General features: G+C 46.7%; 15 protein-coding genes. 9 read left to right on the top strand and 6 right to left on the bottom strand.

The window, feature by feature from the left end; translation table 11 throughout:
* Nucleotides 1-388: 388 nt before the first annotated feature.
* A complete protein-coding gene (locus HXZ99_RS01385) occupies nt 389-2,170 on the top strand; it encodes a putative bifunctional diguanylate cyclase/phosphodiesterase (protein WP_194755481.1) in 1,782 nt (593 codons plus the stop codon).
* Here HXZ99_RS01385 and HXZ99_RS01390 read toward each other — a convergent pair.
* The 3 genes from HXZ99_RS01390 to HXZ99_RS01400 all read right to left on the bottom strand — a co-directional run bounded on the left by HXZ99_RS01390 (nt 2,164) and on the right by HXZ99_RS01400 (nt 4,882).
* Entirely contained in the window at nt 2,164-3,270 is a 1,107-nt protein-coding gene (locus HXZ99_RS01390) for an MBL fold metallo-hydrolase (protein ID WP_228517490.1), read from the bottom strand. The genes HXZ99_RS01385 and HXZ99_RS01390 overlap by 7 nt on opposite strands.
* Before the next feature lie 6 nt (nt 3,271-3,276).
* Nucleotides 3,277-3,468 (bottom strand): alpha/beta hydrolase family protein, encoded by a 192-nt coding sequence (locus HXZ99_RS01395; RefSeq protein WP_228517492.1) that lies wholly within the window; start codon nt 3,466-3,468, stop codon nt 3,277-3,279.
* Between the two features lie 94 nt (nt 3,469-3,562).
* A complete protein-coding gene (locus tag HXZ99_RS01400) occupies nt 3,563-4,882 on the bottom strand; it encodes a ferredoxin reductase family protein (protein ID WP_194755482.1) in 1,320 nt (439 codons plus the stop codon).
* A 328-nt stretch (nt 4,883-5,210) separates the two neighbouring features.
* Here HXZ99_RS01400 and HXZ99_RS01405 point away from each other — a divergent pair, with 328 nt between their 5' ends.
* From HXZ99_RS01405 to HXZ99_RS01420, 4 genes are all read left to right on the top strand, one after another.
* Nucleotides 5,211-6,491, top strand: a complete 1,281-nt coding sequence (locus HXZ99_RS01405) for a sensor domain-containing phosphodiesterase (RefSeq protein ID WP_194755483.1) — start codon at nt 5,211-5,213, stop codon at nt 6,489-6,491.
* A 363-nt stretch (nt 6,492-6,854) separates the two neighbouring features.
* Nucleotides 6,855-7,826 carry an NAD(P)-dependent alcohol dehydrogenase gene (locus HXZ99_RS01410; RefSeq protein WP_194755484.1) on the top strand — a complete coding sequence of 324 codons (972 nt, stop codon included), beginning with the start codon at nt 6,855-6,857 and terminating at the stop codon, nt 7,824-7,826.
* Nucleotides 7,827-8,025: 199 nt separating this feature from the next.
* Complete coding sequence (locus HXZ99_RS01415; protein WP_194755485.1) at nt 8,026-8,481, top strand: RDD family protein; 456 nt, start codon at nt 8,026-8,028, stop codon at nt 8,479-8,481.
* 43 nt (nt 8,482-8,524) lie between these two features.
* On the top strand, nt 8,525-9,313 hold the full coding sequence (locus HXZ99_RS01420; RefSeq protein WP_194755486.1) for a hypothetical protein: 789 nt from the start codon (nt 8,525-8,527) through the stop codon (nt 9,311-9,313).
* Here the strand turns inward: HXZ99_RS01420 and HXZ99_RS01425 are convergent.
* The 3 genes from HXZ99_RS01425 to HXZ99_RS01435 form a co-directional block, all read right to left on the bottom strand.
* A complete protein-coding gene (locus HXZ99_RS01425) occupies nt 9,261-9,590 on the bottom strand; it encodes a YebG family protein (protein WP_194755487.1) in 330 nt (109 codons plus the stop codon). The two genes, HXZ99_RS01420 and HXZ99_RS01425, sit on opposite strands and share 53 nt — an antisense overlap.
* A 162-nt stretch (nt 9,591-9,752) precedes the next feature.
* On the bottom strand, nt 9,753-9,965 hold the full coding sequence (locus HXZ99_RS01430; protein ID WP_194755488.1) for a helix-turn-helix transcriptional regulator: 213 nt from the start codon (nt 9,963-9,965) through the stop codon (nt 9,753-9,755).
* Nucleotides 9,958-10,374, bottom strand: a complete 417-nt coding sequence (locus HXZ99_RS01435; protein ID WP_194755489.1) for a hypothetical protein — start codon at nt 10,372-10,374, stop codon at nt 9,958-9,960. Before HXZ99_RS01435 ends, HXZ99_RS01430 begins: the two co-directional genes overlap by 8 nt.
* 225 nt (nt 10,375-10,599) lie before the next feature.
* Here HXZ99_RS01435 and HXZ99_RS01440 point away from each other — a divergent pair, with 225 nt between their 5' ends.
* Genes HXZ99_RS01440 through HXZ99_RS01455 form a run of 4 tightly spaced genes read left to right on the top strand, consistent with a single transcriptional unit; the run spans nt 10,600 to nt 12,987 of the window.
* Entirely contained in the window at nt 10,600-11,589 is a 990-nt protein-coding gene (locus tag HXZ99_RS01440) for a CsgG/HfaB family protein (protein ID WP_228517494.1), read from the top strand.
* Nucleotides 11,589-11,900, top strand: a complete 312-nt coding sequence (locus tag HXZ99_RS01445) for a hypothetical protein (protein WP_194755490.1) — start codon at nt 11,589-11,591, stop codon at nt 11,898-11,900. The genes HXZ99_RS01440 and HXZ99_RS01445 overlap by 1 nt, the downstream gene beginning before the upstream one ends.
* A complete protein-coding gene (locus HXZ99_RS01450) occupies nt 11,897-12,283 on the top strand; it encodes a DUF4810 domain-containing protein (protein ID WP_194755491.1) in 387 nt (128 codons plus the stop codon). The genes HXZ99_RS01445 and HXZ99_RS01450 overlap by 4 nt, the downstream gene beginning before the upstream one ends.
* Nucleotides 12,280-12,987: a DUF799 domain-containing protein gene (locus HXZ99_RS01455; RefSeq protein WP_228517496.1), complete on the top strand. Its 708-nt coding sequence runs from the start codon at nt 12,280-12,282 to the stop codon at nt 12,985-12,987. The genes HXZ99_RS01450 and HXZ99_RS01455 overlap by 4 nt, the downstream gene beginning before the upstream one ends.
* Nucleotides 12,988-13,010: the final 23 nt, after the last annotated feature.

The following is a 13,010-nucleotide window of genomic DNA, read 5'->3' on the forward strand; positions in this document are numbered from 1 at the left end:
CTATTCACCTATGTCGGGCTTAGGGTATATTCCTTATTTCGAGGACTATCCGTGGAGTATGTACCTGCTCAGTCAAGCGCTGACACGGCTTCAGAGTAGCCAGATACGAGGTTAAGATGGAATGAGGCCGCCCCGACGGCTTCAGTTTCTCCCCCGCGGATAAGCGCAAACCTATTGTGATTGTTTTTTGCACAAAAATTAAGCATTCACCTTCGATTTTCCCACTAAAACCACTCTCGGCTAATAAATTAATCTCGCATATTCAGCTGATTATCGACTTTCTTTACAAATAGTCTTGGTTCATTGTTGAGTTTTGGTTACGCTCGACTTTACAAAAATGAATGTTATTCGTTGTGCTTATTGGTTGAATGGAAGTTGGGAGAGCGACATGGAAATTGAAAATGAAATAGTGATGGAAACAGAGCCAGTAACGCTCGATACAGACCAATACATTGATGCAATTCTTCAAAAAGAAAGAACACGGGTGAATTCTCTTTTTCAACAAGCACCAGGTTTCTTATGTGTGGTGAAAGGGAAGGATCATATCTTCGAAATCACCAATCAAGCTTATCTTCAATTAATCGGCCGTAACGATATCATTGGCAAAAGTGTAGCCGAAGTAATGCCGGAGCTACTTGACCAAGGATTTATAGGGCTGCTGAATCGTGTATTTGAAAGTGGTGAGCCTTTTGTAGGAAATGCCGTTCCAGTGAAGCTGCACCGCAGTGGAAGCAGTACCCGTGACGTCGTCTACATAGATTTTGTTTATCAACCCATGCGTAACCACCTCGACGAAATCACCGGGGTTTTTGTGCAAGGTTACGATGTGACGCAAGCGCATTTGATGACTCAGCAGGTACGCTATCAAGCGATGCACGACCCATTAACGGGGTTATTCAATCGTCGAGAACTGGAGCAACACAGTGCGAGATTGGAGAAAACCAAAGGAACCCACGCCGTTCTTTATATCGATCTAGATCATTTTAAAATTGTGAATGACCGCTGTGGACATCATGCTGGCGACCAACTTCTGATTGAATTAGCGCACGCTATGGACAAGGTGCCGCACGGTGGCATGCTGGCACGCGTTGGTGGCGATGAGTTTGTGGTGCTATTAAAGCAATGCTCTCAAGAGAAATCCGTTGCCATCGCCGAGTCGTTTATTGAGACTATTAGCGAGCATATTTTTGTATGTGGTGGCCAGCAGTTCAGTGTCAGTGCTAGTGTTGGTATTGCCTACTTTGGCGCCGAATCGGGAATGACGTTATCAGAAGCGCTTGCTGCCGCAGATTCTGCATCTTTCTTGGCCAAAGATAAGGGCAGGGCGCGGGTGCAAATTGCCGATCCAAATGATTCTGATGTTTGCCAACAGCGAAAGGATATGGATTGGACCAATCGGTTGAAAAAAGCCATGCGGGAAGATCGGATCGTATTGTTTGCTCAGAGTATTGTGGCGCTGGATAACCCGGGAGTTGTGGTACATCGTGAAGTACTGAGCCGATTGCGGGATGAATCTGGTGATTTAGTTTCTCCGGTCGCCTTTATTTCCGCTGCGGAGCGATTTGGTTTAATCGAAAAGCTTGATCGCCATATTTTAAACAAGGTGTTCCAGCAATTAAAAGAAGAGAAGGGCGAGTGTTGTCGGCTCTTTGTGAATGTGTCAGGCATTACATTAAGCAACCCCACGTTTGTTGATTTTATCGATGAGTTATTAGCCAAATACCCAACGGTTCCAGTTCATTGTGTGTGTATTGAAATTACAGAAACTGCGGCAGTGAGTAATATCCGTAAAACCGCAGAAATGATGGGCGAGATTAAAAAACGGGGCATTGAATTTGCGCTAGATGATTTTGGTAGTGGCGTTTCCACCTTTAATTATCTCGAGAAACTGCCGATTCGTTATGTAAAGATCGACGGGGAATTTATTCAAAATGTCATTAACAGCCCAGTGAGCCAAGCGATTGTTAGATCGATTCAACATATCGCACAGGTGATGAACCTCACTACCATTGCCGAGCGCATTGAAGAGCCCGAACTTATCGAGCACTTGCGTTCTCTCGGTATTAATCTAGGGCAAGGTTATGCAATTCATCGACCTGAAGCACTTGCGCTAGCCGCATTTGATAATACCGAGCAACCCACACAAACTGTGGAAACGTCGCTTCATTGATCTAGCGTGCGCCACCAAGCGTCCCCCTGATGCGGAGCTGTCATATCAATGCGTTCCCCAATCATGGGGGTTGTTATTTTTACACCGTGTTTTTCGGCAAAATGCAGAACTTGTTCGAACGGGTCATCCCAAGCATGAAAAGCAAGATCGAAAGTGCCATTGTGAATGGGCAAAAGCCATTGGCCATCAAGATCGAGATGCGCTTGAACGCTTTCTTCTGGATGCAAATGGGCATACGACCATCGTTCATTGTATGCCCCGGTCTCCATGAGCGTTATGTCGAATGGACCGAAACGTTCACCAATTTCAGTAAAGCCATCGAAGTATCCCGTGTCACCACTAAAAAACACCTTCAGTGTGTCGTTCTCGGATTTGTCTTCAATTACCCAGGATGCCCATAACGTAGCATTGCCATCTCTTAAACCACGCCCAGAGAAGTGTTGTGCGGGTGTTGCAGTGATTGCAATGTCATTGATACTCATGCTGCCCCACCAATCGAACTGATTTACTTTATTTGCTTCAATACCCCAGTGAACTAGGCGATCGCCGACACCTAGCGGTGTAATAAACTCGCTCACTCTACTATCGAGCCTACGAAGAGTGGCGCGATCAAGATGATCATAGTGATCATGGGAGATAATGACAGCGCGAATGGGGGGGAGGTCATCTATGACTATCGGTACTGGATGAAAACGCTTCGGCCCAGCAAACTTGACTGGAGAGGCGCGCTCGGAGAACACAGGATCGATAAGAAACCATTCATCTTGCAGCTTCATTAGAATTGTTGAATGACCTAATCGGTATAAGCTGCGATTAGGCGCTGCTTCGAGCTTTGCTTGGGTAAGTTGGTGAATCGGTATAGGAGAGCTCGGCACTGTGTCTTCAGGCTTATTGAAAAATACATCCCAGAATGTGCGTATGGTTGAGGTGGGCATCTCGCCCGGCTGAGCCGGGCGAGGATTGTGAAAACGTCCGTCGTCAAATTGCGATGATGATGGGTAATTGTGAATTGACGGCTGAAAAACATTAAAACGCAACATTGACATAACGCCAATACTCACAATGACGATAATCATCAGGCCGGACGCATACCGTTTCATATCAGATTAGGCTCCTAGGTGATTGCGAAAGAATGGGATTATCTCATCCAATGCCTTGCGGGTCGCTTCAGGTTGATCATAGAGATCGTAGTGGCTCGCCCCTTGCACCACTTGAATACGCTTTTCGCTTGAACGAGCTCGATTAAAGAGTTCAAACCCATCGCGATAGGAGCCAAACACACCGCCTAAAGCACCCATGCGATTATCAGGGTGATTAGAATCAGTGCGACTGCAATGAGGGTTCCAGCGTGTTTTGCAAATAAGTGCACCATAAAAGCCTCCTTGGCGTTGGTTATACCAGATCGAACCGTTCAGAATAGATAGATTTAAGTGGGATTTGTTTCTCTCGCAAAAATGATTCGACCGAATTCATAAGTGGTGCGGGCCCGCAAATATAGTAATCGCTATCTGCCGTAGCTGTGTGTAAATAGCGCTCTAATAGTTTTGCATCGATAAGGCCTGTTTCGCCTTCCCAATTGTCAGGTGCATCTTCCAGTACATGAATCACCTTAAGGTTCAGTTGACTCGAGAGCTCGTTTAATTCATTCCAGAACAAGACTGAATCGCGATCGGGATTAGCATAAAACAGGGTAAGGCTTTTATCACTAGCTTCGGATACGCAGCTTCGCAACATGCCTATGATCGGTGTGATGCCCACGCCACCTGCGAAAAGAACAGCATCTCGTTTACTCTGAACATCCATGGTGAAAACGCCGTATGGACCTTCCACCCAAGCGCTACTTCCAACCTCAGTATGCTTAAGAGACTTTGTAAAATCGCCCACATGTTTCGCGGTGAACTGGAGGTGCGTCGGGTTATTGGCATCGGAATGAATCGAGAACGGATGTTGCTGCAGGGAGAAAGGGGTGTGGTGCAAGGTAATCCATACATACTGCCCAGGCATAAAGGTCATGCCCTGATGCTTGTCCGCCTTCAATAGGAATCGGGTTGCGTCACCGTCGACTACTTCAACATCACTGACTTTCCAGGCCTTACGCTTCATCCGTAAAGGCCGTAGCAGACGAGATTCGATGAGTAACAACACAGCAATGCCGATTAGCACGCAGAGTGCGATTTTTACCGGCCAGCCTGCGGTGTAATGGTCTACGAGTAGCCCGTGGCCTAGCCCTGCACTGACGATAAACAGCGATAAAATACCGTGCAAAGCACGCCACCACTCGTATTGCAGCTTGAATGTAACGCGCCACAAAGAGCTTACAATAAGCACTGTGGTTGCGATCACCACAGCAGATAAGGAAATCGCCCGTAAAGTTTGATCAGACGGATTAAGATAATCCATGAATTGCGGGTCTGCGAGCATCAGTGTCGTAGGGTGAGCAAGTACCAGCAACCAAGCAAAGAGACCCATTTGTCGATGAAATTGCAATAAATTATCTTGCCCAACACCCGAGGCAAACCATGGGTGCCGGCCGGAAATAACGAACTGCATGGCGAGCACCCCTAAACCTAGCAACCCAAGCAGGGAGCCGAACTCCACAAGAAAACCGCGCGGTTCAGGACGATCGAATACAAGTGCAGCGCCCATAGGTAGCAGCGTAAGCAAAAAATAGAAGAGTAACCAAATAGCCAGTGATGAATAGCGAATTTTCATAGTATGAACAAGGCTAGCTGTTGCTTTAGGGAAGCGCAATAGCCGACGAATCTAATAAAACGTTGAAACCAAAGGCGTGATTCCAGAATCTGTAGCTCACTGGGATAGAAAAAAGTGTAGGAAAATGCACGACAAAGCCACTTAATTCACTTCCCACGGGGCGCTGAGCCCCTGTTTTCGTTATTTAGACTATACTTATAGACATGCTCAGGTGGGAGTATCACCAAGATTTTGCATGTAATAAACCTCTGCACTCAGGAGTTCTGCCTTAAGCAATATGTTGTATTTGGAGTTGGAGAACTTCGTAGTTACCACAAGGAGCGGCATTATGGCTAGTGTGAATAGATTGAAGGAAGCCAATTCCGAGTATGGTATATCTGAATTACTCAAAAGTACTTTTGATCTTAGTGAGGCCACGGTTGGAGCTATGCTTCAACGATTGCTTCATTCGGCTCGAATGTATGTGGGCATGGACGTTGCCTTTATTTCCGAATTTGAAAATGGACACCGAGTGTTTCGCTATGTGGATCAAAGCGAAGAGCACTTGCTATTAAAAGTAGGCAATAGTGATCCTTTAGAAGAGAGTTATTGCAAATATGTCGTCGATGGGTTGTTGCCTGAGCTTATTCGCAATGCTCAGGAGGTACCGCTGGCAATGGAGTTCCCTGCCACTGAGCAGCTAGGTATTGGGGCTCATCTGAGTGCTCCCATTCGGCTTGAGGATGGCTCGATATTTGGTACTTTCTGTAGCTTCAGTTTTCATGCCGATTACAGCCTAAACCAACGTGATTTAGCGTTAATGCATGTATTTGCGGATATCGCCTCGGGCCTTATCCAAAAGAGTATAGAGCAGTCTGAAGGCAAAAAAACCAAGAAAAAAACTATCGGCGCACTGTTAGACAGTGACGGTTTTTATATGGTCTGGCAACCCATTGTGGATGTGACCCAAGGTCGAATTGTGGGGGTGGAATCACTCGCGCGTTTTTCATCGGAGTTGGGCAAAAGTCCCGCCGACTGGTTTAATGATGCGGCTGAAGTAGGGTTGGGCGAGATTCTAGAAGCGAAGGCTGTGGAAAAAGCCTTAATGCTTTTGGAACATCTGCCGGAGGATCTCTATTTAAGTTTCAATGTTTCTGCCACTACTTTCTTAGAGAAGGGATTCGGTAAAATATTACATCAGATGCCATTGCATAGACTTGTATTAGAAATTACTGAACATGTGATCATCGACGATTATCGATTACTCGCCGAAACCCTGATGCCCTTGCGTCAGCAAGGTTTACGAATAGCCATTGATGACGCCGGCGCCGGCTATGCTAGTTTCCGCCACATCCTGCACCTCAAGCCAGATTTTATTAAGCTGGATATGAGCCTAGTTCGGGATATCGACACGGATATTTCCCGTCGAGCGCTCGCAACCTCACTTGTAAAGTTCTCTCAAGATATTGAGAGTTCATTAATCGCTGAAGGGGTCGAGACTCAAAACGAACTCGATACACTAATGGGCTTAGGCATAGGAAATGTGCAGGGATTTCATCTCCATCGGCCTCAGCCGCTAGAGGCGCTTAGGCTGATTCTGGCCAAACAACACGCTGTAGCCGTGCATTAATTTGGGTGAAAGACCTGTCCAAGGTCAACACAGTTCCGCGAAGCTTTCACTTGTTCAAGGTGTTCTCTTTTAGTAATCTCAAATCAGAATAAAAAACGCGAGCCGACAGACAACGTCCAACTGAATTTAATGAGTCCGCTCAGATAGTTTCCTCATGGAAGAGCCTTCCTCATAGTTTGTTTTCGCTAGTTTTACTTCTTTAAGCCTCCCTTTGTTAAAGGTCGCTTTTGCGTGGTCGATGTTGAAAGTGTTTCGACTTTCTGCCGAACGTCGCCGGTTAGAGAAGGAATAGCACTGGACGTATATTTCACAATTTATTGAAGCAAGCACCTGAACACACCCAATTGTCGAGGAGCAGGCTAGATGAAAGCACTGATGCTAAAGCGCTATGGTTCGCCGGACTTTCTCACCATTGAAGAGGTTGCAACACCGAGGCCGTTGGGTGATCAGGTGCTTATCAAAATTAAGGCTGTCTCGATTAACGATTGGGATTGGGGATTACTTCACGGTACCCCCTTTGTTCCTAATCGCCTTATGGCGGGTCTATTGCGTCCGCGTATTGTGCTCGGTGCCGATGTTGCGGGAATCATCGAAGCGGTTGGGAATAAGGTTACGGCGTATAAGCCAGGCGATGAGGTGTTCGGCGATTTATCAGGATGTGGTTTCGGTGGCTTTGCAGAGTATGTGTGTGTACCGCAACGCTCAGTGTGCTTAAAGTCTGCACGGATGAGTTTTGTGCAAGCTGCTTCCATCCCACACGCGGGGATGTTGGCCCTGCAAGGGGTAAGGGCAGCCGGTGACCTTGAATTAGGACAAGAAGTGTTGATTAATGGCGCAGGTGGTGGTGTCGGCAGTATCGCGATACAACTTCTCAAACGTCAGAATCTGGAAGTGACTGGTGTTGATAGTGCAGCGAAGCTGGATGCAATGCGGGGGTGGGGGTTTGATCATGTGCTTGATTATCGCATGGATGATTTCACCCGCACTGGAAAACGTTATGATTTAATTATTGATGTGAAGTCAGATCGATCGCCCTCGGATTATGAACGTGCTTTAAAACCTTTTGGTGTTTATGCAACCTTAGGTGGGGGATTATCTCACTTATTGAAAATAGTATTGTCAGGCCTGCGTATAAACCGAGCACGCGACAAGAAGCTTCAGGTTATTGGGCTGCAAAGTAATCGCGAACTCGCTTATTTTAACGAACTCTTCGAAGCGGGCAAGTTCAAGCCCGTGATTGACTCCGAGTTTGAGTTCACCACCTCTAGCGTGCGCGATGCATTTCGCCATTTCGAGGCGGCCGCCCACAAAGGAAAAGTAGTGGTTCGCCTATAATCCAAAACGCCGTCGTAGACTTATTCATTTTCGTTTACGCTGTAGCCGTTCCTAGATATATTAACGTAATGATTTGGTGGTGAGTTTAATGTTCGTGGCACGTATTTCTATCATTATATGGCCGTTGCTCAATCTATACTGTTTGTCCGCTGAACGTCGCTGATTATAAAAAAAACTAGAGTTTGAGAGGGAATTCACTATGGAAAATTACCATTACGCTGGCTTTTGGCTGCGCCTTGGGGCGGCAGTCATTGATACTATTATTCTTCTTATCGTCATCGGTACTCCCCTGAGTTTTATCTATGGAGTGGATTACTGGCTCGACGATAGACTGGTGCACGGCACTTGGGATGTTCTTCTAAGTTATGTATTTCCGTTCGTTGCAACCATTTGGTTCTGGCGGAGGTTTCTAGGCACGCCGGGTAAAATGGGTCTGAAACTTAGAGTCGTTGATGCAGTTACTGGCGATAAGCTTACGGTTGCCCAGTCGATTGGGCGCTACTTTGCCTACATTATTTCAGGCCTGCCACTAGGCTTGGGTTTTATCTGGATTGGCATTGATGCTAAGAAGCAGGGATGGCATGACAAATTAGCGGGAACCGTTGTGATCGTTGATACGGCTCCAACCCCGGTTAAGTTCGATCAAAAGGTGTGATAACGCCATAACTATAGAAAAATAAAAATAAAAAGGACTCCCCATGCGCTTTTACAAAATACTAGCTGCGACTTTTCTTTCCCTGTTTCTTGCGTCTTGTAGTTCAGAATTTCTAACCGACAGATTGGTGTCGGAACAAGAGTCGGATTTTGCACGAGAGTATTTAACGAGGCTAAAGGCCAAAGATGTCGAGTATGTACGTAGCTTTTTAACCCCTGAGTTAGCCGCGCAAGTATCTGATGCGCTGATCCTTGACGTGGCAAATTACTTCTACCCAGGTGAGCCCAAATCAGTAGAACTCATTGGCTATCAAGTATATATAATCAATAACCTAAGGGAAGTGAGCATTACCTTTGAATATGAATTCGAATCGGGATGGAATTTGGTGAATGTGGTGCTGAATTCTCGAGAGGACGAATATGAAGTTCTCGACTTTCATGTATATCAAACAGAGGGTTCGCAAAGTTCTTTACATGCCTTTGATTTGGCAGAAAAAAGCCCCATTCAATATGCGGTGCTTTTAATGGCTATTGCGGTTCCTATTTTCATACTTGTGACGCTTGTGGCCTGTATTCGAACGCCCGTTCCGAGTAAAAAATGGCTGTGGATTATTTTTATTGCGGTGGGTATAGGGAGTATACAAGTGAACTGGACAACAGCCGAATACGCAATTCAGCTGTTTAATATTCAGTTCTTTGGTGCCTCTGCATTCTCAGCGGGGGCTAGCGCCCCTTGGATTATCTCTGCCGCTGTGCCTTGGGGCGCAATAATCTTCTGGTTTAAGCGGCGGAAGTATCTGGAGCAGACTGGTCAGAAGCCGGAAGCTCAGTAGCACGCGTATCGGTGTTCTTTACGACTTTTTTAGCCGGCTTCTTTGCCGGCTTTTTCGCGCCTAGGGCAACTAACACCGGCTCGCGCTGCTTGGCCAGATAAAAGGCGAGGTCTTCGCAGGCTTGTTCATTTCCAAGGAGTTCGCTTTGCTCTAGCAACGGCATCAATTGATCGACCATGTCGAGCATTTTATCGTACGCATCAGCTTCGGCTTTGGTGGTGAACTTCATTTTTTCTTCTCCGTTGCGAACAACTACGTACTGTGTGATCACAGCCATGATGTACCTCGTGGGTGGCGTTAAATGATTTACTGGTTATTTATACAGTTATTAGGGGTGGTTTTCAATAGCTGTGTTGGCATACCGTAACCAACGCAATGTGTTGGTTACGGAGGTGATCGGAGTGCTGAAGCTTTGTGCCAACGCACTGCGTTGGCCAGGTTAGGGCTGATATTCAAACACGGCTTCGAGGTTGGTGTTGAAAGTAACGGCAATGCGAAAGGCCGTTTCCAGCGACGGCGAGTAGCGGCGCTGCTCTATTGCGGCAATGGTTTGCCGCGTTACCCCAACATGCTCGCCTAACTCTGCTTGCGTCATGCCAGCAGCCTCGCGTAACTCTTTCACGCAATTGGTAATAGGCAGCAGCTTAGCCACGACGATGCCTCCAGATCACCACAAGATATTCGGCAACTTGGCTGGCGATCAGTGCCGCAAACACAGAGTAGAACAACAAATGGCCATCAAAATGCGCCAAGTAGTGGCCCAGAGCAGCAACACATCCCAAAACAAGTACAACACCACTTACATGACCACCATAAACATCAAATTGACGCTCACGCTCATCGGGTGCTGTTGATGCGCGTTTAGACGTGGCGGCAAGCGCAATGTGACCGATGATACTCAGAACCACGATAGCGATGACATATTGAATTAAAATGCCGGAGTTAGGGGGTACTAATACTCCCAAGGCCTGACTATGGTGGATGATATTTTTTAATAACTGGCCTGATGCGATCAATAACACAACTAACATAACCCAAGCGGTTTTTTCATGGTTTGCCATATTCGCTGCTCCTCAGCATGGTTAAAGAAATACCCTTCAATGCATGTTAAATATTTTTAACACTGAATTAAGGGCTAGTATGGCGAAGGAATCTGTAATGTCAAATATTTTTAACATGTGTGTGTAAAAGAGTTACTTACAAATCGTTACAAATCTGTAATTTTTACGCTCGGTAAATTTTAATTTTCGTGATAAATTTGAAGTTCCTACCTCGAGGATTAACCAATGAATCAAAAAGGAATTATGGCAGGGGTGATCGCCATTTCGCTTGCCGGTTGCGCAACGCAAACCCCACAACCCGTTGTTGAAGCACCGCCGGTTACTCGCGCGGAACAGTTGCAAGCACAACAGCAGCAACAGCAGCAAGCACCGCAGCCACTGGGATTAAAGCGCAAACTTGCGGTCGGCCGATTAACAAACGAAACCAATTATGGTCGAAGTTTGTTGCGCGAAGCTGTTCAGGGAGCTGAAGATCAAAAAATCGCAGATATGTTTACCCAGTCGGTAGCCAATACAGGGCAGTTCTTGGTCTTTGAACGCCAAGACATTGATGCGATTCGTAATGAGCAGAAACTGTTAGGCCAGGAAAACAATTTAGTGGGTGTTGATACCTTGGTCATGGGCTCGCTGACTCAATTTGGCCGATCAAATACGGGTGAGCGCGGTTTTTTCTCAACCAGCGGTCGGCAAGAAGCTACTGCGACCGTTGATTTGCGTATTGTTGATGTGGCCACAGGCCAAGTGATCGGCTCTGTCACTGGAACGGGTAGTTCTTCGTTAGAACAATCGCGGACTATGGGATTTGGTTCGGTAGCAGGTTACGACGGCAGTTTAAATGACCAAGCAATCGGTGCTGCGGTAAATGCAGCGGTTGAAGAAATGATGCATTTGTTACTCAATCGTCCGTGGACAGCGGATATTTTAGCGGTTGAGGAAGATATTATTTATTTCAGCGGTGGCGCTAATCAGGGCGTAAAATCGGGCATGGTATTCGACGTAATGACGAAAGGCCAAACGATTCGCTCGCAAGCTACCGGCGCCATGGTGACATTACCAGGGCGTAAAGTAGCAGAGTTAAGAGTCACTGGTCTATTCGGCACCACCGATTTAGATCAAGGCGCGATGGCGACACTGACGAATGGAACACTGACAGGGCATGAGTTAAGCCAGCTTGAGATTCGTGAGCAAACGACAGCACAGCAAGGAGCACGCTAATGCGTATTCTACTTATTTTGTGTATCAGTTTAGTGGTTTTGGGTGGCTGTGCGAAACAACCCAGTCGGTTTACTGAAATTCAAGACACATCGCCGACGGTAAATTTTAAAGTTCAGCAGCCTGCAGGATTGGAGTTGTGGGTGGATGGTTTGGCTTATGGTGCATTAGAACAGTACGTGTACCCTAACAAGGCACTGTCGTTACTACCCGGACAACACTTAATTGAAATCCGTCATGGTGGGCGCGTGGTATTTAGCGAACAAGTGTATTTTAGCCAAGGTACCTATCGAACGATCGAGGTGCGGCCATGAAGCAATCAGTCAAACTTGCCGGACTTGGCCTCACCGCTATGCTATTGCTCGCAGGATGCCAGACCAATCAGCATATGTACCAGTGGGGTAACTACGAAGAAACTCTGTTTACTTACTTTCATGAGCCTGCGGTGAAAGATGAAATGCTCGAGAAGTATCTGGACTTTCTCGCACGATCATCTCGTGATAGTAAACGTGTAGCTCCCGGTTTATTCGCAGAAGCAGGAACCTTCTTGTTTGAAGCAGGGGACTTCGAAGGCGCTATTCGTTTTTATGAGCTTGAAGCGAAACTTTGGCCGCAAAGTCGGCCGTTAATGGAAACCTTGATTGCGAGTATTTTACGCATTCAGGGCCATCAACAGGACCAAGAGGTGGCCTTATGATGAAGCGATGGATTCGCGCCTTAGTGGTGCTACCGGTACTGTTTATGGTGGGATGTGCGACCACCCATGATACGACTTACTTAGAGCCGTTGCATACGGCCGATTTGCATTCAATACTGATTGTGCCTGTGAATAATAATACCATTGACGTGCAGGCGCCTACCTCAGTACTGGCAACACTCCCTTTTGTTTTGGCTGAAAAAGGGTATTACGTCTTTCCTGTGCATACGGTAAAAACGTTGCTCGATGCCGAAGGCTATTATGAGGCGGCAGAAGTACACGCTGCACCGTCAGAAGCATTGGCGGCGTTATTTGGTGCCGACAGTATTTTATACGTGACCATTCATGAGTGGGAAGCACGCTACGCGATTTTAGCGACCACCACGGAAGTCGACTTCGAGTATAAACTCGTATCGGCTGCGGGTGAAACTTTGTGGGAGGCTCGCAAGGGTTTGATGTATTCCCCGCAAAACCAGAACAGCTCAGGGAATATTTTTGCCGACATGATTGCGATGGCAATTACGGCTGCGATCGAACGGGCAGCACCGAATTATCTACCGCTGACTCGTCAAGCGAACCATGAAGTGTTTAACGGTGGAATAACAGGTTTACCGCCAGGTCCAAACCACCCAGAGTATCAGAACTATTATCGTCAGATTCGTGCCACGCAAGGTGCAACGGCAAAAGAAAAATCTGAAGAGTAGTTAAAATGAATAGTAGGGGTAGG

The organism is Aliidiomarina indica (assembly GCF_015354615.1).
In the GTDB taxonomy this organism is placed as follows: domain Bacteria; phylum Pseudomonadota; class Gammaproteobacteria; order Enterobacterales; family Alteromonadaceae; genus Aliidiomarina; species Aliidiomarina indica.

Coding starts and splice junctions, on each gene's coding strand:
- HXZ99_RS01395 (WP_228517492.1), bottom strand. CDS start 3,468: ATGGGTGCTTTAGGCGGTGTGTTTGGCTCCTATCGCGATGGGTTTGAA.
- HXZ99_RS01425 (WP_194755487.1), bottom strand. CDS start 9,590: ATGGCTGTGATCACACAGTACGTAGTTGTTCGCAACGGAGAAGAAAAA.
- HXZ99_RS01450 (WP_194755491.1), top strand. CDS start 11,897: ATGAAGCAATCAGTCAAACTTGCCGGACTTGGCCTCACCGCTATGCTA.
- HXZ99_RS01415 (WP_194755485.1), top strand. CDS start 8,026: ATGGAAAATTACCATTACGCTGGCTTTTGGCTGCGCCTTGGGGCGGCA.
- HXZ99_RS01400 (WP_194755482.1), bottom strand. CDS start 4,882: ATGAAAATTCGCTATTCATCACTGGCTATTTGGTTACTCTTCTATTTT.
- HXZ99_RS01445 (WP_194755490.1), top strand. CDS start 11,589: ATGCGTATTCTACTTATTTTGTGTATCAGTTTAGTGGTTTTGGGTGGC.
- HXZ99_RS01390 (WP_228517490.1), bottom strand. CDS start 3,270: ATGAAACGGTATGCGTCCGGCCTGATGATTATCGTCATTGTGAGTATT.
- HXZ99_RS01410 (WP_194755484.1), top strand. CDS start 6,855: ATGAAAGCACTGATGCTAAAGCGCTATGGTTCGCCGGACTTTCTCACC.
- HXZ99_RS01440 (WP_228517494.1), top strand. CDS start 10,600: ATGAATCAAAAAGGAATTATGGCAGGGGTGATCGCCATTTCGCTTGCC.
- HXZ99_RS01420 (WP_194755486.1), top strand. CDS start 8,525: ATGCGCTTTTACAAAATACTAGCTGCGACTTTTCTTTCCCTGTTTCTT.
- HXZ99_RS01435 (WP_194755489.1), bottom strand. CDS start 10,374: ATGGCAAACCATGAAAAAACCGCTTGGGTTATGTTAGTTGTGTTATTG.
- HXZ99_RS01405 (WP_194755483.1), top strand. CDS start 5,211: ATGGCTAGTGTGAATAGATTGAAGGAAGCCAATTCCGAGTATGGTATA.
- HXZ99_RS01385 (WP_194755481.1), top strand. CDS start 389: ATGGAAATTGAAAATGAAATAGTGATGGAAACAGAGCCAGTAACGCTC.
- HXZ99_RS01455 (WP_228517496.1), top strand. CDS start 12,280: ATGATGAAGCGATGGATTCGCGCCTTAGTGGTGCTACCGGTACTGTTT.